28 protein-coding genes are annotated in these 22,419 nt (G+C 62.2%); 10 read left to right on the top strand and 18 right to left on the bottom strand.

The annotated features are described in order from the left end of the window. Positions 1-33: 33 nt before the first annotated feature. Positions 34-756: a monofunctional biosynthetic peptidoglycan transglycosylase gene (gene mtgA / locus BOP93_RS25415; protein ID WP_104505017.1), complete on the bottom strand. Its 723-nt coding sequence runs from the start codon at positions 754-756 to the stop codon at positions 34-36. A 74-nt stretch (positions 757-830) separates the two neighbouring features. Between mtgA and BOP93_RS25410 the strand changes: the two genes are divergently transcribed. The 4 genes from BOP93_RS25410 to trmB all read left to right on the top strand — a co-directional run bounded on the left by BOP93_RS25410 (position 831) and on the right by trmB (position 3,069). Further along, entirely contained in the window at positions 831-1,205 is a 375-nt protein-coding gene (locus tag BOP93_RS25410) for a DUF423 domain-containing protein (protein WP_065885344.1), read from the top strand. Between the two features lie 79 nt (positions 1,206-1,284). Then, positions 1,285-1,485, top strand: a complete 201-nt coding sequence (gene thiS, locus BOP93_RS25405; protein ID WP_104505352.1) for a sulfur carrier protein ThiS — start codon at positions 1,285-1,287, stop codon at positions 1,483-1,485. Positions 1,486-1,539: 54 nt separating this feature from the next. Next, a complete protein-coding gene (locus tag BOP93_RS25400; protein WP_065891579.1) occupies positions 1,540-2,334 on the top strand; it encodes a thiazole synthase in 795 nt (264 codons plus the stop codon). A 9-nt stretch (positions 2,335-2,343) separates the two neighbouring features. Further along, on the top strand, positions 2,344-3,069 hold the full coding sequence (gene trmB, locus BOP93_RS25395) for a tRNA (guanosine(46)-N7)-methyltransferase TrmB (protein ID WP_065885346.1): 726 nt from the start codon (positions 2,344-2,346) through the stop codon (positions 3,067-3,069). 144 nt (positions 3,070-3,213) lie between these two features. Here the strand turns inward: trmB and BOP93_RS25390 are convergent, their stop codons facing one another. From BOP93_RS25390 to BOP93_RS25350, 9 genes are all read right to left on the bottom strand, one after another. Continuing rightward, positions 3,214-3,537 (bottom strand): DUF3392 domain-containing protein, encoded by a 324-nt coding sequence (locus BOP93_RS25390; RefSeq protein ID WP_003176691.1) that lies wholly within the window; start codon positions 3,535-3,537, stop codon positions 3,214-3,216. A gap of 19 nt (positions 3,538-3,556) precedes the next feature. Continuing rightward, positions 3,557-4,759 carry a radical SAM family heme chaperone HemW gene (gene hemW / locus BOP93_RS25385; RefSeq protein WP_104505016.1) on the bottom strand — a complete coding sequence of 401 codons (1,203 nt, stop codon included), beginning with the start codon at positions 4,757-4,759 and terminating at the stop codon, positions 3,557-3,559. Continuing rightward, positions 4,756-5,352: an RdgB/HAM1 family non-canonical purine NTP pyrophosphatase gene (rdgB, locus tag BOP93_RS25380; RefSeq protein ID WP_065891577.1), complete on the bottom strand. Its 597-nt coding sequence runs from the start codon at positions 5,350-5,352 to the stop codon at positions 4,756-4,758. The genes hemW and rdgB overlap by 4 nt, the downstream gene beginning before the upstream one ends. Continuing rightward, entirely contained in the window at positions 5,349-5,783 is a 435-nt protein-coding gene (locus BOP93_RS25375) for a DUF4426 domain-containing protein (protein ID WP_065891576.1), read from the bottom strand. The genes rdgB and BOP93_RS25375 overlap by 4 nt, the downstream gene beginning before the upstream one ends. 21 nt (positions 5,784-5,804) lie before the next feature. Next, on the bottom strand, positions 5,805-6,425 hold the full coding sequence (gene metW, locus BOP93_RS25370; RefSeq protein ID WP_016972957.1) for a methionine biosynthesis protein MetW: 621 nt from the start codon (positions 6,423-6,425) through the stop codon (positions 5,805-5,807). A gap of 25 nt (positions 6,426-6,450) precedes the next feature. Continuing rightward, positions 6,451-7,593, bottom strand: a complete 1,143-nt coding sequence (gene metX / locus BOP93_RS25365) for a homoserine O-succinyltransferase MetX (protein ID WP_065885349.1) — start codon at positions 7,591-7,593, stop codon at positions 6,451-6,453. 204 nt (positions 7,594-7,797) lie between these two features. Then, positions 7,798-8,385 (bottom strand): YggT family protein, encoded by a 588-nt coding sequence (locus tag BOP93_RS25360; RefSeq protein WP_057723513.1) that lies wholly within the window; start codon positions 8,383-8,385, stop codon positions 7,798-7,800. 25 nt (positions 8,386-8,410) lie between these two features. After that, the gene (gene proC, locus BOP93_RS25355; RefSeq protein WP_065885350.1) at positions 8,411-9,229 is read right to left on the bottom strand and encodes a pyrroline-5-carboxylate reductase; all 819 of its coding nucleotides are present in this window, start codon (positions 9,227-9,229) and stop codon (positions 8,411-8,413) included. Between the two features lie 33 nt (positions 9,230-9,262). Further along, positions 9,263-9,949, bottom strand: a complete 687-nt coding sequence (locus tag BOP93_RS25350) for a YggS family pyridoxal phosphate-dependent enzyme (protein WP_104505015.1) — start codon at positions 9,947-9,949, stop codon at positions 9,263-9,265. Between the two features lie 57 nt (positions 9,950-10,006). Between BOP93_RS25350 and BOP93_RS25345 the strand changes: the two genes are divergently transcribed. After that, positions 10,007-11,041, top strand: coding sequence for a type IV pilus twitching motility protein PilT (locus BOP93_RS25345; protein ID WP_104505014.1), 1,035 nt, complete (start codon positions 10,007-10,009; stop codon positions 11,039-11,041). Between the two features lie 136 nt (positions 11,042-11,177). On the opposite strand, the gene BOP93_RS25340 is transcribed toward BOP93_RS25345, so the two are convergent. Continuing rightward, positions 11,178-11,816: a C40 family peptidase gene (locus BOP93_RS25340; RefSeq protein ID WP_065885353.1), complete on the bottom strand. Its 639-nt coding sequence runs from the start codon at positions 11,814-11,816 to the stop codon at positions 11,178-11,180. A gap of 249 nt (positions 11,817-12,065) precedes the next feature. Between BOP93_RS25340 and BOP93_RS25335 the strand changes: the two genes are divergently transcribed. Further along, the gene (locus BOP93_RS25335; protein ID WP_065896144.1) at positions 12,066-12,494 is read left to right on the top strand and encodes an NINE protein; all 429 of its coding nucleotides are present in this window, start codon (positions 12,066-12,068) and stop codon (positions 12,492-12,494) included. 72 nt (positions 12,495-12,566) lie between these two features. Here the strand turns inward: BOP93_RS25335 and BOP93_RS25330 are convergent, their stop codons facing one another. The 7 genes from BOP93_RS25330 to gshB form a co-directional block, all read right to left on the bottom strand. Beyond that, positions 12,567-13,838, bottom strand: coding sequence for a dihydroorotase (locus tag BOP93_RS25330; protein ID WP_065891572.1), 1,272 nt, complete (start codon positions 13,836-13,838; stop codon positions 12,567-12,569). Continuing rightward, entirely contained in the window at positions 13,835-14,839 is a 1,005-nt protein-coding gene (locus BOP93_RS25325; protein WP_057723520.1) for an aspartate carbamoyltransferase catalytic subunit, read from the bottom strand. Before BOP93_RS25325 ends, BOP93_RS25330 begins: the two co-directional genes overlap by 4 nt. Before the next feature lie 24 nt (positions 14,840-14,863). Continuing rightward, positions 14,864-15,370 carry a bifunctional pyr operon transcriptional regulator/uracil phosphoribosyltransferase PyrR gene (gene pyrR / locus BOP93_RS25320; protein ID WP_065891571.1) on the bottom strand — a complete coding sequence of 169 codons (507 nt, stop codon included), beginning with the start codon at positions 15,368-15,370 and terminating at the stop codon, positions 14,864-14,866. Between the two features lie 147 nt (positions 15,371-15,517). Beyond that, a complete protein-coding gene (ruvX, locus tag BOP93_RS25315) occupies positions 15,518-15,955 on the bottom strand; it encodes a Holliday junction resolvase RuvX (RefSeq protein ID WP_003195067.1) in 438 nt (145 codons plus the stop codon). Further along, on the bottom strand, positions 15,955-16,524 hold the full coding sequence (locus BOP93_RS25310) for a YqgE/AlgH family protein (RefSeq protein ID WP_065885358.1): 570 nt from the start codon (positions 16,522-16,524) through the stop codon (positions 15,955-15,957). The genes ruvX and BOP93_RS25310 overlap by 1 nt, the downstream gene beginning before the upstream one ends. Before the next feature lie 207 nt (positions 16,525-16,731). Continuing rightward, a complete protein-coding gene (locus BOP93_RS25305) occupies positions 16,732-17,637 on the bottom strand; it encodes an energy transducer TonB (RefSeq protein WP_104505013.1) in 906 nt (301 codons plus the stop codon). Between the two features lie 77 nt (positions 17,638-17,714). Beyond that, on the bottom strand, positions 17,715-18,668 hold the full coding sequence (gene gshB / locus BOP93_RS25300; protein ID WP_065896145.1) for a glutathione synthase: 954 nt from the start codon (positions 18,666-18,668) through the stop codon (positions 17,715-17,717). Positions 18,669-18,906: 238 nt separating this feature from the next. On the opposite strand from gshB, the gene pilG reads away from it, so the two are divergent. The 4 genes from pilG to BOP93_RS25280 are packed head-to-tail and all read left to right on the top strand — an operon-like array spanning position 18,907 to position 22,310. Beyond that, a complete protein-coding gene (gene pilG / locus BOP93_RS25295) occupies positions 18,907-19,314 on the top strand; it encodes a twitching motility response regulator PilG (RefSeq protein WP_065885361.1) in 408 nt (135 codons plus the stop codon). Positions 19,315-19,359: 45 nt separating this feature from the next. After that, positions 19,360-19,725 (top strand): twitching motility response regulator PilH, encoded by a 366-nt coding sequence (gene pilH, locus BOP93_RS25290; RefSeq protein ID WP_014720320.1) that lies wholly within the window; start codon positions 19,360-19,362, stop codon positions 19,723-19,725. 12 nt (positions 19,726-19,737) lie between these two features. Continuing rightward, on the top strand, positions 19,738-20,262 hold the full coding sequence (locus tag BOP93_RS25285) for a chemotaxis protein CheW (protein ID WP_065885362.1): 525 nt from the start codon (positions 19,738-19,740) through the stop codon (positions 20,260-20,262). After that, entirely contained in the window at positions 20,259-22,310 is a 2,052-nt protein-coding gene (locus BOP93_RS25280) for a methyl-accepting chemotaxis protein (RefSeq protein ID WP_104505012.1), read from the top strand. Before BOP93_RS25285 ends, BOP93_RS25280 begins: the two co-directional genes overlap by 4 nt. The last annotated feature ends 109 nt before the right edge of the window (positions 22,311-22,419 follow it).

Below are 22,419 nucleotides of genomic sequence, written 5' to 3'. Positions count from 1 at the left end.
GCAAGCCCCCTCCCACAGTTGTTTTGTATTGTGTCAGTTGGACCAGGGGGGCTTGCGGGAGTTATTCAGCTCAAGCAGGTAGCCATCGCCACCGAGTTGACTCATTTGCTGACGAATCCACGCCGCCCGCCGCGCTACATAGGCGGTCGGATGGCTGGCACTCCACACCCGCGGATTAGGCAATACAGCCGCCAGGTAACTGGCCTGTTGCCGCGAAAGCCCCTTGGCGCTCACGCCAAAGTGATGCCGCGCTGCCGCCTCTGCGCCAAACACGCCCTCATCCCACTCCACGCTGTTGAGGTACACCTCAAGAATGCGCTGCTTGGGCCACAGCACTTCGATCAACCCGGTAAACCAAGCCTCCAGGCCCTTGCGCAGATAGCTGCGGCCGGCCCACAGGAACAGGTTCTTCGACACTTGCTGGCTCAACGTACTGGCGCCCCGGATCGAACCGCCACGTTCGTTGTGCACGATCGCTGCCTGGATGGCGCCAAAGTCAAAGCCCCAGTGCTGCGGGAAACGCTGGTCTTCACCGGCCATCACCGCCACTTTGAGGTCATCGGAAATCTCGTCCCATGGCACCCAGCTGCGCTGCAGGTCAATGGGCTCGCCGTCGATCCACGATTCGACCTTGCGTTCCACCATCAGCGCGGTGAACGGCGGCGGTACGACGCGAAACAGCAGCACCAGCAGCACACTGCCGATGGCGAACCATTTCACCACGTTGAGAAAGCGTTTGAAGAAGATACGCAGCATAGAGATGGCTTGGCCGAACCCGTTGAGCGGGCCATTATACAGACCCTGCCCGATGAGTCTGACTGGAGTTCCTCATGCTGCGTAGCTTTCTGATGCTGGCCGCTTTTTTCGGTTTCACCGGTGTCGCCCTGGGCGCCTTCGCCGCCCACGGCCTGAAGAACCGCCTGAGCGCCGATTACCTGGCGATCTTCCACACCGGCGTGACCTATCAACTGGTGCACGCCCTGGCCTTGTTTGGGGTGGCCCTGCTGGCCGCGCATATTCCCGGGCGACTGGTCACCTGGGCGGGCATTTCGTTTGTCGTCGGAATTTTGCTGTTCTCCGGCAGCCTGTATGTGTTGACCACGACCGGCATCAGCAAACTGGGCATCATCACCCCATTTGGCGGCCTGGCCTTCCTGCTCGGCTGGTTCTTCCTGGGCTTGACGGCGTGGCGCTTGCAGGTTTGACCGCTTGACGCCTGGAGCTGACCTTCAGGTGCCAATCGCGTTAGAATGCCGGCCCCTAAAAACGATGGCGGCCCGTGGCATGCGCATTCAGTTGAACGGCGAACCCCTTGAACTGCCCGACGGTGAAACCGTTGCGGCCCTGCTGACCCGCCTGGATTTGACCGGGCGTCGTGTCGCAGTGGAGCTCAACCTGGATATCGTCCCGCGCAGCCAGCACGCAGGCACCGCGCTCAGCGAGGGTGACCAGGTCGAAGTGGTCCACGCCATCGGCGGCGGCTAGTCGCGCCGGCGGTAACGCATTCTGCAGAACCTCACCCCATTACGAGGATTTCCCATGAGCATCGTTCGTAGCGACAAGCCCTTTGTCCTGGCCGGTCGTACCTACCAGTCCCGTCTGCTGGTTGGCACCGGCAAGTACCGCGACATGGAAGAAACCCGTCTGGCCATCGAAGCCTCGGGCGCCGAAATCGTTACCTTCGCCGTGCGCCGTACCAACCTCGGCCAAATCGCGGGCGAGCCGAACCTGCTTGAAGTCCTGTCGCCGGACCGTTACACCTTTTTGCCGAACACCGCCGGGTGCTATGACGCCATCGAGGCCGTGCGCACCTGCCGCCTGGCCCGCGAGCTGCTCGACGGTCACAACCTGGTGAAGCTGGAAGTGCTGGCCGACCAGAAAACCCTGTTCCCGAATGTGATCGAAACCCTCAAGGCTGCCGAGACTCTGGTCAAGGAAGGCTTTGACGTGATGGTCTACACCAGCGATGACCCGATCATCGCGCGCCAGCTGGCGGAAATCGGCTGTATCGCGGTGATGCCGCTGGCCGGGCTGATCGGCTCCGGCCTGGGTATCTGCAATCCGTACAACCTGCAGATCATCCTTGAAGAAGCCAGGATCCCGGTGCTGGTGGACGCGGGCGTGGGCACGGCCTCCGACGCCACCATCGCCATGGAACTGGGCTGCGACGCGGTGCTGATGAACTCGGCCATCGCCCATGCCCAGCAACCGATCATGATGGCCCAGGCCATGCACCATGCAATCGTCGCGGGCCGCCTGGCCTATCTCGCCGGGCGCATGCCGAAAAAACTCTATGCCAGCGCCTCTTCGCCGCTGGATGGTCTGATCAAGTAAGAGCTATTGATGACTGAATCAAACGAAACGCCGAACACCCTGGAAGCAGGCGACGAGTCCAAGCACCGCCGCATCAAGAGCTTCGTGATGCGCGCCGGCCGCATGACCGAAGGCCAGCAAAAGGGCCTGGAGCAAGGCACGCCGCTGTTCGTATTGCCGCTGGCCGACGCGCCGGTGGATTACGACCAGGTATTCGGCCGTTCGGCCCCGCGCTCCCTGGAAATCGGCTTTGGCATGGGGCACTCCCTGCTGGAAATGGCGGCGGCCGCGCCGGATCAGGATTTCATCGGTGTGGAAGTGCACCGCCCAGGCGTCGGTGCGTTGCTTAACGGCGTGCTGACCCAGGGCCTGACCAATCTGCGCGTCTACGATTGCGACGCGATTGAAGTGCTCAACCGCTGCATCGCCGACAACAGCCTCGACCGCCTGATGCTGTTCTTCCCCGACCCCTGGCACAAGGCCCGTCACCACAAGCGTCGCATCGTCCAGGCTTCCTTCGCGGAACTGGTGCGCAGCAAGCTGAAAGTGGGCGGCATCCTGCACATGGCCACCGACTGGGAACCCTATGCCGACTACATGCTGGAAGTGATGAACGTCGCCCCCGGCTACCGCAACCTGGCCGAAGACGGCAAATGCGTACCGCGCCCTGCGGAGCGCCCGATCACCAAGTTCGAACGCCGTGGCGAGCGATTGGGGCATGGGGTGTGGGACTTGAAGTTCGAGAAGCTGGCCTGAAACCCGCTTCCGAATTTGAAATGCAGTAAAAATGTGGGAGGGGGCTTGCCCCCGATAGCGGTGTATCAGCCAAAGATTTGGTGACTGATCCACTGCAATCGGGGGCAAGCCCCCTCCCACATTGGTATCTGTGTTGGGCTGAGGTCAGCGGCGGTCGGCGACTACGCCAATCAACACCAGCACCACCACCAACACCGGCGCCAGGCTGTAGTTATTGAACTGGCTCAGACCCCGCACAATCCACGGTGTGGCATAGATCAGCGCCGCGCCGCTGCCGATCATGCACAGCAGGGCCATCAACGGCACGCGCAACGCACCGGCGATGCTGCCCAGGCGAGCTTCGACCCAGCCCTTGATATCGGCGCCGAACAGCACCAGCAGACAGCCGACCAGGGCCAGGGAGATTTCCGACAGGTTGCTACGGCTCCAGCGGGACACGGTGGCGAGCAGGTCGAGTACCAGATCCATTTGATTTCCTTAAAAAGCGTCAGCTCAAAAACGTCTGCAACAGGTCATTGAGAAAGAGTTGCCCGCGGTCGGTCGCCGCCAGGCGTGACGGTTCGACCCGCATTAAGCCACTTTGTTCTGCCTCGCGGCGGCCTTCGTCGAGGCTCGCCAGCTCAAGGCCGGTGCGCTCGGCATAGAGCCTGGCATCGACCCCTTCGGTGAGGCGCAGGGCGTTCATCAGGAATTCGAACGGCAGCTCTTCGTTGGTCAGCTCTTTCGCCCCGGCCTGGAAGCTTTTGGCCGGGTTGAGGTAGTCCTTCGGTGCGCGGGTTTTCCAGGTGCGCACGATGCGCCCGTCGGGGTGGCTGAGCTTGCCATGGGCACCGGCGCCGATACCGATGAAATCGCCAAAGCTCCAGTAATTGAGGTTATGCCGCGCCGGCCGCCCCGGTTGGGCGTAGGCCGACACCTCATATTGCGCGTAACCGTGCTCGGCGAGCAGCGCCTGGCCGGCTTCCTGGATATCCCACAGCGTATCGTCTTCGGGCAGCGCGGGCGGCTGGTTCCAGAAGACGGTATTGGGTTCTAGGGTCAGCTGGTACCAGGACAGGTGCGTCGGCTTGAGCGCAATGGCCTGGCGCAGGTCGCTCAACGCATCGTCCAGGGATTGGTTGGGCAAGCCGTGCATCAGGTCCAGGTTGAAGTTATCGAACCCGGCCTGGCGTGCCATATCCGCTGCACGTACGGCTTCGTCGCCATTATGAATGCGACCCAGCGCCTCGAGTTTTTCCTGCTGGAAGCTCTGGATGCCGATGGACAGGCGATTGATCCCCAGCTTGCGATAAGCGACGAACTTCTCTTGCTCAAAGGTGCCCGGGTTGGCTTCCAGGGTGATTTCGATATCGCCGGCAAACGGTATGCGCGCTTGCACGCCTTCGAGCAGCCGCCCCAAGGCTGCAACGCTGAACAGGCTGGGGGTGCCGCCGCCAAAGAAGATCGAACTCAGCGCTCTGCCGTAAACGGCGTGCAGGTCCTGGTCCAGGTCCGCCAGCAAGGCGTCCACGTACTCTTCTTCCGGCAGCACGTTACTTGCGGTATGGGAGTTGAAGTCGCAATACGGGCATTTGCGCACGCACCACGGAATGTGGATGTACAGCGCCAGGGGCGGCAGCACCGGCAGAGCCGCCCGGGGTGTTTGCGCGCCACCGTGGATCAGCGGCTGCGCAGAGGTGTTCTGGGTCATTTCAGGCCCAGGCGCTGGCGCAGCAACGCCATGGCGCGGGCGCGGTGGCTGATCTGGTTCTTGTCGGCCGGGCTCAGTTCGGCGCTGGAGACGTTGCGCTCCGGTACCCAGAACAGCGGGTCATAGCCAAAGCCATGCTCACCGCTGGCCGCATGCAGAATGCGACCGTGCCACAAGCCTTCGCACAGGATCGGCAGCGGGTCATCGGCGTGCCGCACCAGCGCCAGCACGCAGACGAACTGCGCGCCACGGTCGGCATCGGGCACGTCCTTGAGGGCGTCGAGCAGCTTGGCGTTGTTAGCCGCGTCGCCCTTGCCATCGGCGTAGCGTGCCGAATAGATGCCCGGCGCGCCGCCGAGGAAATCCACCGCCAGGCCCGAATCATCCGCCAAAGCCGGCAGGCCGGAGATCCGTGCAGCGTTGCGTGCCTTGAGGATGGCGTTCTCGACGAACGACAGGCCGGTTTCCTCCGGCTCTACCTGGCTGAACTCGCCAATGGAGCGCAGTTGCACGGACTCACCGAGCATGGCCTGCAGTTCCTTGAGTTTGCCGGCGTTGTGGCTGGCCAGTACGAGTTGGGTAAGGTTCATCATTCGGCCGGGAACAGTTCTTGGTTGAATTGGAAACCATGGGCCTTGCCACCGGTTTCAACGTTGATGGTGAACGTCTTGTATTCCCGTTGCGTCACCGAGTAGGGCGCGAGGTAGCTGATGCCGCCTTTCTCTTCGATTTGCTTGAAGGTGAGGATTTCGCTCTTGCCGCCCAGGTCCTTGATGGTACCGGTTACCTGGGCTGCGACCGGGGTGACGCCCTTGATCACGGTCACATTGATCAAGCCCTTTTCCTTGCTGCGCACGATGCCGACGTTCTGGGCGGTCTCGGGTGGCAGGAAGCTGGAGGTGAAGGTGTTGTAATGAACGGTGATATCGCCGAAGTCTTTTTTGCGGTTAGCGTCGATAGCGTCCGCAGCCATGGCGTTGGCGCCCAGGCAGGCGGTCAGTAGAAAAACAGCCAGACGATTCATGAGCGTCCCTCTTGATAATGATTAGACGGCAATTTTGTGGTCGGTCAGGCCAGGACTGCTGACCCGGTAGATACCAATTTCGCCCAACAGGTTGGGCCATAGCTTACTCGCCCAGCCGTGGCGGTGCTGTTGATCGACGGCAAGGCGGTTGATGACCTTGGCTTCACGCTCGCCACACAGGGCTTCGAAGTCTTCGAAGGTGCAAAAGTGGATGTTCGGCGTGTTGTACCAGGTGTACGGCAGGAAGTCCGACACCGGCATGCGGCCCTTGGTGGCCAGGTACCAGCGGCAGCGCCAGTGACCGAAGTTGGGGAAGGTGATGATGCACTGGCGGCCGACCCGCAGCATTTCATCGAGGATACGGTCCGGGTAGTGCACCGCTTGCAGGGCCTGGGTCATCACCACGATGTCGAAGCTGTTGCTGGCAAAGTTGCCCAGGCCCTTGTCCAGGTCCTGCTCGATCACGTTGATGCCCTTGGCCACGCATTGGGCGATGTTGTCCGGGTCGTTTTCCAGGCCGTAGCCGGTGACTTGCTTGTTGTCGCGCAGCCAGCTCAGCAGCTCGCCATCACCGCAGCCCAGGTCGAGCACGCGGCTGCCGGCGGGGATCCAGTCTTGGATGATTTCCAGGTCGGCTCTCATGGCGTTCTCCCAAAGCGTAAGCAATTCATATAAGCGCGATTCGGTTCATGTAATTGCTGAACGCCTGCAGATAACGGGGGATCGGAATCAGGAAGGCGTCGTGGCCCTGCGGCGCATCGATCTCCAGGTAGCAGACGTCTTTCTTGGCGGCCATCAGGGCGTCCACCAGCTCACGGGAGCGCGCCGGCGAGAAGCGCCAGTCGGTGGTGAATGACATCACGCAGAACTTGGCCGTGGCGTGCTCGAAGGTTTTCGCCAGGTCGTCGTCATGGTTCGCGGCCGGGTCGAAGTAGTCCAGCGCCTTGGTCATCAGCAGGTAGGTGTTGGCGTCGAAACGCCCGGAAAACTCCTCGCCCTGATAACGCAGGTAGCTTTCCACCTGGAACTCGACGCTGTGGAAGTCGTAGTTGAGCTTTTCGCTCTTGAGCCCACGGCCGAATTTTTCGCCCATGGAATCATCGGACAGGTAGGTGATGTGCCCGACCATCCGTGCCAGCATCAGGCCGCGCTTGGGGATCACGCCGGCTTCCTGGAACGAACCACCGTGGAACTCGGGGTCGGTGAGGATGGCCTGGCGCGCCACTTCGTTGAAGGCAATGTTCTGCGCCGACAACTTGGGGGCCGAGGCGATAGCCAGGCAGTGGCGCACGCGATCCGGGTAGGTGATGGTCCATTGCAGGGCTTGCATGCCGCCCAGGCTGCCGCCGATCACGGCGGCCCATTGGGCGATGCCCAGCCGGTCGGCGAGGCGCGCCTGGCTGTGCACCCAGTCTTCGACGGTCAGTACCGGAAAGTCGGCGCCGAAGGGCTTGCCGGTTTCCGGGTTGAGGCTGCTGGGGCCGGTGGACCCGTTGCAGCCGCCGAGGTTGTTCAGGCTGACCACGAAGAACTTGTCTGTGTCGATGGGCTTGCCGGGGCCGATGCAGCTGTCCCACCAGCCGGGTTTGCGCTCGTCGACGCTGTGAAAGCCTGCGGCGTGATGGTGGCCGGACAAGGCGTGGCAGATCAGCACGGCGTTGCTCGCCGTGGCGTTCAGTTGGCCGTAGGTTTCGTAGATCAGGTCGTAGGCTGGCAGCGAACGGCCACAGGCCAGGGCCAGCGGTTCGCTGAAGTGCGCCACTTGGGGCACCACCAGTCCAACGGAATCGGGGGGGAAGGCAGTTGGCATCGACCCTGCTCTCGTTTAAATGAGGCGTAAGTCTAAAGAGCGGGGGACCCAGCGGCAAGCAATGGTCTGCGCGCATTCAATTCAATACACAGATGCAAAATGTGGGAGGGGGCTTGCCCCCGATTGCGGTGGGTCAGCTACAAATAAGCTGACTGATCCACTGCTATCGAGGGCAAGCCCCCTCCCACATTTTCCAGCGTAGTGTCAGATCAGGCCGAACAGCTCTTTAGGCATGAACGCATAGAACGCCAGACGCGGAATCACCCAGCTCTGAATCAGCTGGATCGCGATAAACGCGAAGATCGGCGAGATATCCAGCCCGCCCAGGTTCGGGATCAGGCGACGGAATGGTGCCAATACGGGCTCGGTGATCTGATACACCAACTCGGCACCCGGACTGCGGCTGCCCGGTGCGACCCAGGAAAGGATCACGCTGATGATCATCGACCAGAAGATGATCTTCAAAAACAGCGAGAAAATGCCGATCAGCGCCCATGGCAGCAGCAGCACCGTAAAGGCCTGGTAGCCGTTGAGCATCAGGATCACCACAAACAGCAGGATCTGCAGCAGCAGTGCCAGTACCAGCGACGACATGTCCAGCCCGAACAGGCTCGGGATCACGCGGCGCAGCGGCTTGAGCAGGGGTTGGGTGGCCTTGACCACGAACTGGCACAGCGGGTTGTAGAAGTTCGCCCGCACCAGTTGCAGGATAAAGCGCATCAGCACGATCAGCAGGTACAGGCTGCCCAGGGTCTGGATGATGAAGACGGCAGCGTCATTGATTCCGAGCATGTTTGATTACCTTGGTAAGGGACGACTATTTGCCCAGTTGTTCGGCCATCTCGGCTGAACGATGTGCCGCGGCACCCAGTGCTTTTTCCACCAGGGCTTCAAAGCCCCCGGCCTGGAACGATTCGATGGCGGCTTGCGTGGTGCCGCCCGGAGACGTTACGCGACGGCGCAGCTCGGCCGCATCCACCTCGCTGGACACCGCCATCTTCGCGGCGCCCAGGGCGGTCTGCTCGGCCAGTTGCTCGGCAACGTCGGCGGGCAGGCCCAGTTTCACCCCGGCGGCGGTCATGGCTTCGATCAACAGGAAGAAGTACGCCGGGCCACTGCCGGAAACGGCGGTGACCGCGTCCAGTTGCTGCTCCTGTTCGAGCCACAGGGCAATGCCCACGGCGGATAACAGTTGCTGGGCTTGATCACGCTGCGCGGCGCTGACCTCGGCGGTGGCGTACAAACCGCTCACGCCCTGGCGCAACAACGACGGGGTATTCGGCATGCAGCGAACGATCGGTTGGGCGCCGAGCCAGTTGTTCATGCTGGCGCAAGTGATGCCGGCAGCGATGGACACCACCAGTTGATGGGCCTGTAGGCTCGGGCGCAGGCTTTCGCACACGGCTTTCATGGCCTGGGGCTTGACCGCCAGCAGGATCACATCGACGCCTTCGATGGCCTCGGCGTTGTCGGCAAAGGTTTCAATGCCGTGTTCGGCGCTGACCCGGGCACGGGTCTCGGCGCCCGGGTCGCTGGCGCGAATCTGCGCAGCGTCCAGGCCCTTGGCCCGCAGGCCGCCGATCAGGCTGGCCGCCATGTTACCGGCGCCGATAAAGGCAATACGCATGTCTTTCATGACAGGTCCTTAGCTAAATGAACGTCAGCCATTTCACGGCTGGCCGTAGTCGCGGGCACCAAACAGCGCGGTACCGATCCGCACCCAGGTGGCGCCTTGAGCGATGGCCGACTCGAGGTCGTGGCTCATGCCCATGGAAAGTGTGTCGAGCGGCAGGGCCAGGCTGCCTTGCAGCTCGCGTACCGCGGCGAACGCCGCATCCTGCGCCGCGCGATCTTCAGTCGGTTCGGGGATCGCCATCAAGCCCCGCAGCTTCAGGCGCGGCAGGGCGCTGATAGCGTTGGCCAGGGCCGGCAGGTCGGCGGGCGTACAGCCGGACTTGCTGGCTTCGCCACTGACATTGACCTGAATGCAGATATTCAGCGCAGGCAGGTCGGCAGGGCGTTGTTCGGACAGGCGTTGTGCGATTTTCAGGCGGTCCACGGAATGCACCCAAGCGAAGTTCTCGGCGATCGCGCGAGTCTTGTTCGATTGAATGGGGCCGATGAAGTGCCAACTCAAGGGCAGGTCGGATAATTGCGCCTGTTTGCCCAGGGCTTCCTGCAGGTAGTTTTCACCAAAATCATGCATCCCTGCGGCATAGGCTTCACGTACCGCTTGCGCCGGTTTGGTCTTGCTCACGGCCAGCAGGTGGATGCCGCTTGCGTCACGCTGCACGGCGTCGGCGGCGGCGCGGATGCGCTGGCTAACCAGGCCGATGTTGTCTGCTATCGTCGACATTCAAGTTGCGCCCGTGGATATGGAGTCCGCGGCATTCTACTGGAAATGGAAAGCCCTATGGATATCACTGAATTACTGACGGCCAGCGTGCGCCGTGGCGCCTCCGACCTGCACCTGTCGGCCGGCCTGGCGCCGATGTTGCGCATTGATGGCGAGGTCTGGCCGCTGGATGGCCCGGTGCTGGCCGGGTCGCAGGTAGCGGATTTATTGAGCCCTTTGCTCAACCAGCACCAACAAAAGGATTTCGAAACATCTCTTGAAACAGACTTTGCCTTCGAACTGCCCGGCGTGGCGCGCTTTCGCGTGAATGTGTTCCAGCAGGCGCGGGGCGTGGGGGCGGTGTTTCGCACCATCCCCAGCGACATCCAGAGCCTGGAAAGCCTTGGCCTGGGTGAGGTGTTCCAGCGTATCGCGCAGCTGCCGCGCGGCCTGGTGCTGGTGACCGGGCCCACCGGCTCGGGCAAGTCCACTACTTTGGCGGCGCTGATCGATTATCTGAATCGGCATCGACGCCAGCACATCCTTACGCTGGAAGACCCCATCGAATTTATCCACCGGCCGAAAATGGCGCTGATCAACCAGCGCCAGGTGCATCGCGATACCCACAGCTTCTCGGTGGCGCTGCGCTCGGCATTGCGCGAAGACCCGGACGTCATCCTGGTGGGCGAGCTACGTGACCTGGAAACCATCCGCCTGGCGCTGACGGCCGCTGAGACGGGGCACCTGGTATTCGGCACCCTGCACACCACCTCGGCGGCAAAGACGGTAGACCGGCTGGTGGACGTGTTCCCGGGCGGGGAAAAGGCCATGGTCCGCTCGATGCTGTCGGAGTCGCTGCAGGCGGTGGTGTCCCAGGTGCTGGTCAGGAAGATCGGCGGCGGACGTGTCGCGGCTCACGAAATCATGCTGGGCACGCCGGCCATTCGTCATCTGATCCGCGAAGACAAAGTGGCGCAGATGGTCTCGGCGATCCAGACCGGCGGGGCGCTGGGGATGAAAACGCTGGATATGAGCTTGAAGGCGCTGGTGAGCGAGGGGGTAATCAGCCAAGAGGAGGCGCGGGAGAAGGCGAGGGTGCCGGCAGACCTATGAGATTCAGCAAACAATGAAACCCAATGTGGGAGGGGGCTTGCCCCCGATAGCGGTGTATCAGCCAATGAATTTGTTGACTGATACTCTGCCATCGGGGGCAAGCCCCCTCCCACATTTACTGCATTTCAGCCTGGAATCAGCGCTGCACGATCCGCAGGGTGTTGTTCTGCTCTTTGGGCAGCACCCGCTTGGCGATCACGTAGTTCTTGTCCCAGAACGGCTTTTTCAGTGTATCGATGCTCACCGACTTGCCACGACGCGGCGCGTGGATAAAGCGGTCGTTACCCAGGTAGATGGCAACGTGGTTGACCTGGCGGCTCTTGAGCTTGAAGAACAGCAAATCGCCCGGCTTCAGATCTTTGCGATCAACTTTCAAGCCGTGGCCGGCCGCCATGGCGTTGGACGTACGCGGTAAATCCACCGCCTTGACGTCGTTGAACGCATATTTTACCAGGCCGCTGCAGTCGAACCCTTTACTTGGGCTGCTGCCGCCCCAACGATAAGGAGTACCGAGCACGTTCACGGCGCGGCTGAGGACATTGCTGCTCTGCTTGGTGTTCACGGCCAGCTGGGTGGAAAGCACTTTGCCGTGGGCCTTGCTCAGTTGAGTCGGGCGGCTGACGGTGGGCTTTGCCGATTTGGCGGTGCTGGGTGTGCTATGGACTTTAGGGGTAAAACCGTTAACGTTTGGAAGACGTTGCTCACGATTGGTGGCGTGGGCGGCCAGTGGCATTAATAGGCAAATGGTTAGCCATGTCTTGATAAATGGTCGCATTAGGCGTGGCTCATATGGGTTTGCGCGCAACTTTATAACAGCTTTTTGTGCTGTTCTCAGGCCGTTTGTCGACTGAGCCTTGGGGTCAAATTCGGAAAAAACGCGACGATTAGCCGCAATTGTCCGACACAAGTCAGGTGGCATAAGGGTTTGAGGGCAGAACGATACCATTTACCGTGCGTCGGGCGCCCGTAAAAAAGTCACAAAAAAAATGAACAAATTTATCTATTGAGTGAAAAGAGGTCCTTCATGAACACCTATCAACAGGTTGCTTCGCAGCAAGACACCCACAGCAAGGTGATCGGTTACCTGCTATGGATTTTCGGTTTCACCGGCGCGCATCGCTTCTATTACGGCAAACCGGTCACCGGGACGATCTGGTTTTTCACCTTCGGCCTGCTGGGTATTGGCTGGCTGATCGACCTGTTCCTGATCCCGGCCATGGACCGTGAAGCCGACCTGCGTTTTACCGCCGGGCCGATCGAATACAACGTGGCCTGGATTCTGTTGGCGTTTCTGGGCGTGTTCGGCGTGCACCGGATGTACCAGGGCAAATGGATCACCGGCCTGATCTACTTGCTGACCGGCGGTTTGTTCCTGATTGGGGTGCTGTATGACTTCTGGACATTGAACAGCCAGGTTTCGCTCCGCAATGCCGAGCGTAATGGCGGGCGCTGATCTCCCGGCCCTATAAAGAACCAAATGTGGGAGGGGGCTTGCCCCCTCCCACATTTTTTTACCGTGCCCGCTTCAAGCCTGGTAGCTGATCCGCCCATCCATCAGTGTGTAGCGCACCGTGGCCGGCAGGCTGTGACCAATGAACGGGCAGTTTTCGCCCCTGGACAGCCAGTGTTCCCCGGCAACCGTGGAACTGGCCGGGTCGAACAGCACCAGATCCGCCGCCGAACCCACCGCCAGCTTACCCGCCGGCAGGCGCAAGGCCTCGGCCGGGCCGGCGCTCAGGCGTGCCAGCAGCGTAGGCAGGTCCAGCAGGCCATCCTCCACCAAGGTCATTGCCAGCGGCAGCAGCAACTCGACGCTGCTGATGCCGGGCTCGGTGGCGCCGAACGGTGCCAGTTTGGCATCGCGTTCGTGGGGCTGGTGATGGCTGGAGATTGCCGAGACCACGCCTGACTTCACCGCCGCACGCAAACCTTCACGATCGGCCAGGGTACGCAGCGGCGGTTGCACGTGGTACAGGCTGGAGAAGTCGATCAGCGCCTCATCGGTCAGGATCAACTGGTACAGCGCCACGTCCGCCGTCACCGGCAAGCCACGGGCCTGGGCCTGGGCGATCAGCGCGACGCCGCGGGCGCTGGTCAACTGGCTGAAATGCGCGCGTACGCCGCTTTGTTCCACCAGCAACAGGTCACGGGCCAGGGCCACGGTTTCTGCGGTTTCCGGGATGCCCGGCAAGCCGAGGAAGCTGGCCACCGCGCCTTCATGGGCCAGGCCGCCTTCAGCCAGGTCGCGGTCCTGGGAATGAAAGATCACCGTCAGGTCGAACGTGGCCGCGTATTCCAGGGCCCGGCACAGGGTGCGCGTGCTGCGAAAGCTCTCCAGGCCGTTGCTGAACGCCACGCAACCGGCGTCGCGCAAGGCGATCAGTTCAGCCAGTTGCTCGCCCTCCAGGCCTTTGCTCAGCGCGCCCACAGGGAACACTTTGCAGTTGCCCGCTTCACGGGCGCGGTCGAGGATCAGCTCGGTGACCGCCGAGGTGTCCAGGACCGGCTTGGTGTTCGGAGGGCAGCACAGGCTGGTCACGCCACCGGCGGCGGCGGCGCGGGTTTCGCTGGTGATGTTGCCTTTGCGACTGTAGCCCGGCTCACGCAGGGCGACGTTGAGGTCCACCAGCCCGGGCGCGGCGACCAGGCCTTTGGCGTCAATGCTTTCGACTGCGCTGAAGCCTGCGGGCGCGGCACCGATGGCGATAATCTTGCCGGCGTCCAGGTGAAGGTCGGTGACTTGATCCAGGCCGCTGGCCGGATCGATGACTCGGGCGCCGAGAATGCTGAGCTTCACTGGGCGTTCTCCTGCTCGAATTGACGTTGCGCGGTTTGCCCGCTCATGGCCATGGACAGCACGGCCATGCGGATGGCGATGCCGTAGGTCACCTGGTTGAGAATCACCGATTGCGGGCCGTCGGCCACCGCCGATTCGATTTCCACCCCTCGGTTGATCGGGCCCGGGTGCATCACGATGGCATCCGGCTTGGCGCCGGCCAGGCGCGCGGTGGTCAGGCCGAACAGGCGGTAAAACTCGCCCTCGCTCGGCAGCAGGCCGCCGGCCATGCGTTCGCGTTGCAGGCGCAGCATGATCACCACGTCCACATCCTTGAGGCCTTCGGCCATGTTGGTATAGACCTTCACGCCGTACTGCTCGATGCCGATGGGCAGCAGGGTTTTCGGGGCGATCACGCGGATGTCCGGGCAGCCCAGGGCTTTGAGGGCCAGCATGTTCGAGCGCGCAACCCGCGAGTGCAGGATGTCACCGACGATGGCCACCGAGAGGTTTTCAAAGCCGCCCTTGTGCCGACGGATGGTGAGCATGTCGAGCATGCCCTGGGTCGGGTGGGCGTGGCGACCGTCGCCGCCGTTGATGATTGCCACATTCGGGCACACGTGTTCGGCGATGAAGTGCGCGGCACCGGAGTCGCCGTGGCGCACCACGAACATGTCGGCGGCCATGGCTTCCAGGTTGCGCAGGGTGTCGAGCAGGGTTTCGCCTTTGCTGGCCGACGAGGTGGACACGTTCAGCGTGATCACGTCAGCCGACAGCCGCTGGGCCGCCAGTTCAAAGGTGGTGCGGGTGCGCGTGGAGTTCTCGAAGAACACGTTGCAGATGGTCTTGCCGCGCAGCAGCGGGACCTTCTTCACCGCCCGGCCACCGACTTCGAGGAACGAGTCGGCGGTGTCGAGGATTTCGGTGAGCAGTTCGCGGGGCAAACCATCGAGGGACAGGAAGTGTTGCAACTGGCCCTGAGCATTGAGCTGCAGCGGGCGCTTGGCATCTAGAGGCGTCATCGCGGGGACTCTGTACAAGGCGGTTTAAAGGGCAAGGTCTTGCAGTTCGAGTTCGAGCGGCGTGGGACCGGACAATTTTACCCGCTGGTGGGCTTCCAGGGACAGTGTCGCGCCGACCACATCCGGGCTGATCGGCAATTCGCCGGCGTCCAGGTCCAGCAGGCATACCAGCGTGATACTGGCCGGGCGGCCGTAGTCGAACAATTCATTCATGGCCGCGCGGATGGTACGACCGCTCATCAGCACGTCGTCGATCAGCACCAGGTGCTGGCCTTCGACCTCGAACGGCAGCGCCGAGGGTTGCACTTGCGGGTGCAGGCCGTTCTGGCTGAAATCGTCACGGTAGAAGGACACATCCAGCGTACCCAGGGGCGAATCACTGCCCAGCGCCTCCAGCAAGGCCTGGGCCACCCACACACCGCCGGTGCGGATGCCAATGAAGCGCGGCTCGCTGATGCCACGGTGTTCCAGGTGCGCGTTGAGGCGTAACGCCATCTGACTGATCAGTTCGGCGGGATTGGGCAGGCTCATGGTGGCTCCTCATTAAGTGTGCAGGAGCGAGCTTGCTCGCGAAAAACCTCAACGATAACGCGTGAAGCCTGGATGTACGCGGTGCCTGTGAGTTCTTCGCGAGCAAGCTCGCTCCTGCAAAAGCGGCATAGCAACAAGCCGCGTCAGTCAGGATTCAAATAAAGCGGTGTTTTCATCCAGCCAGCCCTGCAACAACAGGGCGGCGGCGATGGCATCCACGGGGTTGTCGCGGTAGCTGCCTTTCTGTCCGCCACGGTCGCGTCGCTCGCCCTTGGCTTCAAAGGTGGTCAGGCGTTCATCGTGGGTATAGAAGGGCAGGTTGTAGCGGCCGTTGAGGCGGCGGGCGAATTTTTCGGCGCGCAGGCACATGTCGCTGGGCGTGCCGTCCATGTTCAAGGGCAGGCCGACCACCACTGCATCGGGCTTCCATTCCTTGATGAGGGCTTCGACCTGGTTCCAGTCCGGCACGCCGTTCTGGGCCTTCAATGTGCACAGCTCGCGGGCCTGGCCGGTGATGACCTGGCCGACTGCCACGCCGATCTGCTTGGTGCCGTAGTCAAACCCGAGAATCAAACGCAAGGCCATCAGGCGTGCCCCGCCTGGCTGGTCAACAGGCTGAGGTTGACCCGCAGCTTGGCGGCGGCCGCTTCCAGGCGCAGTTCGCTGGCGGTGTTGAACAGGATGTCGGCGTCGAAGGGGCAGGTCAGCCAGGCATTGCTGGCCAGTTCGGCCTCCAGTTGCCCGGCTTCCCAACCGGCGTATCCCAGGGTGATCACACTTTGCTCAGGGCCGACACCGTCGGCAATCGCGAACAACACATCCTGGGATGTGGACAGGGATACGCCCTCAAGGTCCACCGTGGCCTGGAATTTCGGCCCGGTGGGGTGCAACACGAAACCGCGATCGGTCTGCACCGGGCCGCCGATGTAGATCGGCACGCCCTGGCAACTGGCGGGAGGGTCGATTTCCGGGCGCAGTTGCTCGAGGATATCGGCCAGGTTCAGCGCCTGCGGGCGGTTCACCACCAACCCCATGGCACCATTGGCCGTGTGCTCGACGATGTAGGTCAAGGTCTGCGCAAAGTTCGGGTCGGCCATGTGGGGCATGGCGATCAGGAAATGGTGCTTGAGGTAGGTCGGGCTGACATTTTTCATGTCCGCTAGTGTGGCGTTGGAGGGGCGAACTGACAAGCTGAGCGTGACCCGAATAGAGCGCCGCCTGCTTTTCTGTAGGAGCGAGGCGGGCGGCTAGCCCTTGCTCGCGAAGGTCGTTAACGATGACGCAGTGCTATCAGGTAGTCCGCGCCGCCTATGCGTTTTTCGCGAGCAAGCTCGCTCCTACAGTGAAGGAAAGTGCCACAGTCAATTGCTGGACAGCCGATCGCCCCTGGCGAATTTCCAGGTACGGATGATTTCCAGGCGGTCCACGTCGTTCAAGTCGCCGGTAAAGGGCGCAAAGGGTGCGGCCAGGCGCACGATGCGCTGGGCGGCCTGGTCCAGCAGGGGCTGGCCGGATGACTCCAGCACCTGTACTTCATAGAGCGAACCGTCGCGGTTGATCGACACCAGCAGGCGCAAATTGCCGTAGATCTGCTGGCGGCGTGCCTCTTCCGGATAGTTGAGGTTGCCGATGCGCTCGACCTTCTTGCGCCATTCATCCTTATACCAGGCGCCTTTGTCGCGCATGGTCGAGGCGGCGTTCAAGCGATAGATGCGCGGGCGTTTGGCGTAGAGCTGTTGTTCGTGGGCCAGTTCGGCTTCCAGGCTGGAAATTTCGTCGGACAGCGTCGAGCTGTCGAATGTCGGCGCAGGCTTGACGGGCTCGGGGCTGGGCTCGGTTTTGGTCTTTTCGCGCTGGGTCGGGGCTTTTTGCGGCTTGGGCGCGACGGTGGTCACGGCAGCCTTGGGCGTCGCCTGTTTGACTTCCGGCCTGGGGGCCGGCGGCGGGGTGACTTTGTTGACCTTGTTGTCCTGGAAAGGCGCCACTTCGGTGGTCTTGGGCACGGCTTTCTTGTCGAGGGTGCCACTGCCTTGCTGGTTTTCCTGGGCGAGAAAGTCGGCCTTCTCGGGCTTTTTATCGCTCTTGAAGGTGGCGAGCGTGATTTCCAGGGTCTTGGTGATCTGTTTGGGTTCGACCAGGGTGAAACCCACGCCGAGAATCAGTGCAAGGTGAACCAGCGCCGCCAGGAACAGGGTAAATCCGAGCCGATCAGCCGGGCGCACGCCGCTGTGGGAGAGTTCGGGGGGCAGATCGGACGGGAGCGTCATGACAAAAAAACCAACATCGCGCGTTTCACAGGTGGCGCATGATAACGCAATGTTGGTGTGTGTCCGGCTGTTCTATGTCACTTGGCTTGTAGCTTGCGCTCAATGGCCGCCATGAGCATTTCGCCGATGTTCGTGCCAAATGCGTTATCAATCTCGCGAATACAGGTCGGACTGGTGACGTTGATTTCGGTGAGGTTCTCACCGATTACGTCTAGTCCTACAAACAGCAGGCCTTTTTCGCGAAGGGTCGGGCCGACTTGGGCGGCGATCCAGCGATCCTTGTCCGACAGCGGTCGCGCTTCACCACGGCCACCGGCGGCCAGGTTGCCACGGGTCTCGCCGGCCGCCGGGATGCGCGCCAGGCAGTAATCCACCGGCTCGCCGTCGATCATCAGGATGCGCTTGTCGCCGTCCTTGATCGCCGGCAGGTAGGCCTGGCCCATGATCTGCTGCGTGCCCAGCGCGGTCAGGGTTTCCAGGATCACCGACAGGTTCGGATCGCCCGCCCGGTGACGGAAGATCGAGGTGCCGCCCATGCCGTCCAGCGGCTTGAGGATCACATCGCCATGTTTGGCGGCGAATTCACGCAGCACGTCGGCGCGGCGGCTGACCACGGTCGGCGGCGTGCACTGCGGGAAGAGGGTGGCGAACAGTTTTTCATTGCAGTCGCGCAGGCTTTGCGGCTTGTTGACGATCAACACACCGGCGCGCTCGGCCTGCTCCAGCAGGTAGGTGGAATACACGAATTCCATGTCGAACGGCGGGTCCTTGCGCATCAGGATCACGTCCAGATCGCTCAGGGGGCTGTCGATTTCATCCTGCAGCTCGAACCACTTCTCGGGGTTGGCGAATACCTGCAACGGACGCATCCGCGCACGGGCCTCGCCGTCGCCCTGGTAAAGGTCGCGCTGTTCCATATAGAACAGGCTCCAGCCGCGGGCCTGGGCGGCCAGGAGCATGGCCAGCGAGCTGTCCTTTTTATAGGAGATGCTGGCAATAGGGTCCATGACAATGCCGACGCGAACGCTCATGGGTTATTTCCTCTGGCAAATAGGGCGCATAAAAGTGGCGTCAGAGTGGCGCTGCGGCTGTTGCGGGTCAAGGAAAAACCACCAGGCGAGTGCCTCGATAGATTGCGCCCGGAGACTGTGCTAAAAAGACTGCCACAGCGCAGCAGCCCTTGAATTCCAAGGCCTGCGGGGCTCATCCTGTGACACATCAGGCAGTACACACCGAAAACCGATTCGCTGTGGCGATGGTAGAGCAACTATGGAACAGCATTCCAACGCCTTGAGAGTGATGGTGATCGACGATTCGAAAACGATCCGCCGCACCGCCGAGACGCTGTTGAAGAACGTGGGGTGCGAGGTCATCACGGCCATCGACGGTTTCGATGCCCTGGCGCGAATCGTGGATCATCACCCGCACATTATCTTTGTCGACATCATGATGCCGCGCCTGGATGGCTACCAGACCTGTGCGCTGGTGAAGAACAACCCGGCGTTCAAGTCGATCCCGGTGATCATGCTGTCCTCCAGGGACGGCCTGTTCGACAAGGCCAAGGGGCGTACCGTGGGGGTCGATCAGTTTTTGACCAAGCCTTTCAGCAAGGAAGAACTGCTGGGTGCGATCAAGGCCTATGTGCCTGCCTTCGCCGCAGTAGAACAAGCACACTGACGCCGCCCCCGAGGGCCGGCGCCGACCAATGTAGTGGGGAAAACCATGGCACGTGTTCTGATCGTCGACGATTCGCCGACTGAAATGTACAAACTGACCGGCATGCTGGAAAAGCATGGCCACCAGGTCTTGAAGGCCGAAAATGGCGCGGACGGCGTGGCCCTGGCCCGCCAGGAAAAGCCCGACGCAGTGTTGATGGACATTGTGATGCCGGGCCTCAATGGCTTCCAGGCCACGCGCCAGTTGTCCAAGGAGCCGGAAACCAACGGCATCCCGATCATCATCATCACCACCAAGGACCAGGAAACCGACAAGATCTGGGGCGCGCGCCAGGGTGCCAAGGATTACCTGACCAAGCCGGTGGACGAAGAAACCCTGATCGCCACGCTGAACAAGGTGCTGGCCGGTTGACGGCACGCCATCATGACCGAGTCGCAAACCGCCTTTGAGCTGCTGCTGGACATTGACCGCCGCTGCCGCCTGCTGGCCGCCGACCTGCCGTCCCAGGAAACCCGCCTGCAACGCTGGAGCGGGATCGGCTTTCGCCTGGGGCAGCACTGGTATGTGGCGCCCATGGGCGAAGTCGCCGAGGTGTTGCATGAGCCGCGCTGCACCCTGATGCCTGGAGTAAAGCCTTGGGTCAAGGGCGTGGCCAACCTGCGCGGGCGCTTGTTGCCGGTGATGGACCTGGGCGGGTTTCTCGGTCGGGAACTGTCCAAGGCGCGCAAGCAGCGGCGGGTGCTGGTGGTGGAATACAACGATCTGTTTGTCGGGTTGCTGGTGGACGAGGTGGTGGGCATGCAACATTTTGCACTCGACGCGTGGATGGCGAGTACCGCCTCCGGCGCGCCGTTTATCCAGGGCCAGTTCGATGGCGACCCGCAGTGGCAGGTCTTCAGCCCCTTCGCCCTGGCCCAGGCTCCAGGCTTCATGGATGTGGCCGCATGAGCACCGTGACCCCGCCCAAGCCCCAGGCGGCCTCGCGCAGCCGCTCGCAGATCATCGTGCTGTTTATCGCACTGATCGTGTTCATCATGCTGTTGTTCGCCAACTTCGCGTACCTCAACACCCAGTCCACCTACGACAAACAGTACATCGGCCACGCCGGCGAGCTGCGGGTACTGTCCCAGCGCATCGCCAAGAACGCCACCGAGGCCGCCGCCGGCAAGGCGGCCGCGTTCAAGCTGCTGGGCGAGGCGCGCAACGACTTTGCCCAGCGCTGGGGCTACCTGAAAAAAGGCGATCCGCAAACCGGCCTGCCGGCCGCGCCCAGCGCCGTACGCGCCGAGATGCGCGCGGTGCAGACCGACTGGGAAGCCCTGCTGAAAAACACCGACGCCATTCTCGCCAGCGAACAGACCGTACTGTCGTTGCACCAGGTGGCCGCCACCCTCGCCGAAACCGTGCCGCAACTGCAGATAGAGTCGGAAAAGGTCGTCGACATCCTGCTCCAGCGCGGCGCCCCCGCGAGCCAGGTGGCGCTGGCCCAGCGCCAGTCGCTGCTGGCCGAGCGCATCCTGGGTGCGGTCAACACCGTGCTCGCCGGCGACGAAACCGCCGTGCAGGCCGCCGACGCCTTTGGTCGCGACGCCAATCGTTTTGGCGTGGTGCTCAATGGCATGCTCAACGGCAACCCCGGCCTGCGCATCACCCAGGTCGAAGACCCTGACGCCCGTGCGCGGCTGGGGGAAATTGCCGAACTGTTCGAATTCGTCTCGGGTTCCGTGGATGAAATCCTCGAAACCTCGCCGCAGTTGTTTCAGGTACGCGCGTCGGCGAGCAATATTTTCAACCTGTCGCAAACCCTGCTCGATGAAGCCTCGCACCTGGCCACCGGTTTCGAGAACCTGGCCGGCGGGCGCAGCCTGGATACCCTCGGCGGCTATGCGCTGGGGCTGCTGGCGTTGGCCTCGATCATCCTGATCGGCCTGGTGATGGTGCGCGAGACCAACCGCCAGCTGCGCGAAACCGCCGAAAAGAACGAGCGCAACCAGAACGCGATCATGCGCCTGCTGGACGAAATCGAAGACCTGGCCGACGGCGACCTGACCGTCACGGCCTCGGTCACCGAAGACTTCACCGGCACCATTGCCGACTCGATCAACTATTCGGTGGACCAACTGCGCGACCTGGTGGCCACCATCAACCTCACCGCCGGGCAAGTCGCCGGCGCGGTGCAGGACACCCAGGCCACCGCCATGCACCTGGCCCAGGCCTCGGAGCATCAGGCCCAGCAGATTGCCGAAGCCTCCACCGCGATCAACCAGATGGCCCAGTCCATCGACCAAGTATCGGCCAACGCCGCCGAGTCCTCGGCGGTGGCGGAGCGTTCGGTGGAAATTGCCAACAAGGGCAACGAGGTGGTGCACAACACCATCCACGGAATGGACAACATCCGCGAGCAGATCCAGGACACCGCCAAGCGCATCAAGCGCCTGGGTGAATCGTCCCAGGAGATTGGCGACATCGTCAGCCTGATCGACGACATCGCCGACCAGACCAACATCCTTGCCTTGAACGCGGCTATCCAGGCGAGCATGGCCGGCGATGCCGGGCGCGGTTTTGCGGTGGTGGCCGATGAAGTGCAACGGCTGGCCGAGCGCTCCTCGGCTGCCACCCGGCAGATCGAAACCCTGGTGCGGGCGATCCAGGCCGACACCAACGAAGCGGTCATCTCCATGGAGCAGACCACCACCGAAGTGGTGCGCGGTGCGCGGCTGGCCCAGGACGCCGGAGTGGCGCTGGAAGAGATCGAAGGCGTGTCGAAAACCCTGGCGGCGCTGATCCAGAGCATTTCCAATGCGGCGCAGCAACAGACCTCGTCGGCGGGGCAGATTTCGCTGACGATGAATGTGATTCAGCAGATCACCACGCAGACGTCGTCGGGTTCCACGGCGACCGCCGAAAGCATTGGTAACCTGGCGAAAATGGCCAGCCAGTTGCGCCGGTCGGTGTCGGGGTTCACGCTCCCGCCGCCCAAGCAGGTCGAAGAGTGAAATGCACTCCAAAAATCACCACAGTCCAAATGTGGGAGGGGGCTTGCCCCCGATAGCGGTCTGACAGTCAATAAGTGGGTCGCCTGACACACCGCTATCGGGGGCAAGC

Source organism: Pseudomonas orientalis (assembly GCF_002934065.1).
GTDB classification, from domain to species: domain Bacteria; phylum Pseudomonadota; class Gammaproteobacteria; order Pseudomonadales; family Pseudomonadaceae; genus Aquipseudomonas; species Aquipseudomonas orientalis_A.
Note: the sequence above shows the minus strand (reverse complement) of the source record. Positions and strands in the feature narration are given on the sequence as shown.

Excerpts from the sequence above, each read along its gene's own strand:
- mtgA (WP_104505017.1), bottom strand. The coding sequence starts at position 756 with ATGCTGCGTATCTTCTTCAAACGCTTTCTCAACGTGGTGAAATGGTTC.
- BOP93_RS25410 (WP_065885344.1), top strand. The coding sequence starts at position 831 with ATGCTGCGTAGCTTTCTGATGCTGGCCGCTTTTTTCGGTTTCACCGGT.
- thiS (WP_104505352.1), top strand. The coding sequence starts at position 1,285 with ATGCGCATTCAGTTGAACGGCGAACCCCTTGAACTGCCCGACGGTGAA.
- BOP93_RS25400 (WP_065891579.1), top strand. The coding sequence starts at position 1,540 with ATGAGCATCGTTCGTAGCGACAAGCCCTTTGTCCTGGCCGGTCGTACC.
- trmB (WP_065885346.1), top strand. The coding sequence starts at position 2,344 with ATGACTGAATCAAACGAAACGCCGAACACCCTGGAAGCAGGCGACGAG.
- BOP93_RS25390 (WP_003176691.1), bottom strand. The coding sequence starts at position 3,537 with ATGGATCTGGTACTCGACCTGCTCGCCACCGTGTCCCGCTGGAGCCGT.
- hemW (WP_104505016.1), bottom strand. The coding sequence starts at position 4,759 with ATGACCCAGAACACCTCTGCGCAGCCGCTGATCCACGGTGGCGCGCAA.
- rdgB (WP_065891577.1), bottom strand. The coding sequence starts at position 5,352 with ATGATGAACCTTACCCAACTCGTACTGGCCAGCCACAACGCCGGCAAA.
- BOP93_RS25375 (WP_065891576.1), bottom strand. The coding sequence starts at position 5,783 with ATGAATCGTCTGGCTGTTTTTCTACTGACCGCCTGCCTGGGCGCCAAC.
- metW (WP_016972957.1), bottom strand. The coding sequence starts at position 6,425 with ATGAGAGCCGACCTGGAAATCATCCAAGACTGGATCCCCGCCGGCAGC.
- metX (WP_065885349.1), bottom strand. The coding sequence starts at position 7,593 with ATGCCAACTGCCTTCCCCCCCGATTCCGTTGGACTGGTGGTGCCCCAA.
- BOP93_RS25360 (WP_057723513.1), bottom strand. The coding sequence starts at position 8,385 with ATGCTCGGAATCAATGACGCTGCCGTCTTCATCATCCAGACCCTGGGC.
- proC (WP_065885350.1), bottom strand. The coding sequence starts at position 9,229 with ATGAAAGACATGCGTATTGCCTTTATCGGCGCCGGTAACATGGCGGCC.
- BOP93_RS25350 (WP_104505015.1), bottom strand. The coding sequence starts at position 9,949 with ATGTCGACGATAGCAGACAACATCGGCCTGGTTAGCCAGCGCATCCGC.
- BOP93_RS25345 (WP_104505014.1), top strand. The coding sequence starts at position 10,007 with ATGGATATCACTGAATTACTGACGGCCAGCGTGCGCCGTGGCGCCTCC.
- BOP93_RS25340 (WP_065885353.1), bottom strand. The coding sequence starts at position 11,816 with ATGCGACCATTTATCAAGACATGGCTAACCATTTGCCTATTAATGCCA.
- BOP93_RS25335 (WP_065896144.1), top strand. The coding sequence starts at position 12,066 with ATGAACACCTATCAACAGGTTGCTTCGCAGCAAGACACCCACAGCAAG.
- BOP93_RS25325 (WP_057723520.1), bottom strand. The coding sequence starts at position 14,839 with ATGACGCCTCTAGATGCCAAGCGCCCGCTGCAGCTCAATGCTCAGGGC.
- pyrR (WP_065891571.1), bottom strand. The coding sequence starts at position 15,370 with ATGAGCCTGCCCAATCCCGCCGAACTGATCAGTCAGATGGCGTTACGC.
- ruvX (WP_003195067.1), bottom strand. The coding sequence starts at position 15,955 with ATGGCCTTGCGTTTGATTCTCGGGTTTGACTACGGCACCAAGCAGATC.
- BOP93_RS25310 (WP_065885358.1), bottom strand. The coding sequence starts at position 16,524 with ATGAAAAATGTCAGCCCGACCTACCTCAAGCACCATTTCCTGATCGCC.
- BOP93_RS25305 (WP_104505013.1), bottom strand. The coding sequence starts at position 17,637 with ATGACGCTCCCGTCCGATCTGCCCCCCGAACTCTCCCACAGCGGCGTG.
- gshB (WP_065896145.1), bottom strand. The coding sequence starts at position 18,668 with ATGAGCGTTCGCGTCGGCATTGTCATGGACCCTATTGCCAGCATCTCC.
- pilG (WP_065885361.1), top strand. The coding sequence starts at position 18,907 with ATGGAACAGCATTCCAACGCCTTGAGAGTGATGGTGATCGACGATTCG.
- pilH (WP_014720320.1), top strand. The coding sequence starts at position 19,360 with ATGGCACGTGTTCTGATCGTCGACGATTCGCCGACTGAAATGTACAAA.
- BOP93_RS25285 (WP_065885362.1), top strand. The coding sequence starts at position 19,738 with ATGACCGAGTCGCAAACCGCCTTTGAGCTGCTGCTGGACATTGACCGC.
- BOP93_RS25280 (WP_104505012.1), top strand. The coding sequence starts at position 20,259 with ATGAGCACCGTGACCCCGCCCAAGCCCCAGGCGGCCTCGCGCAGCCGC.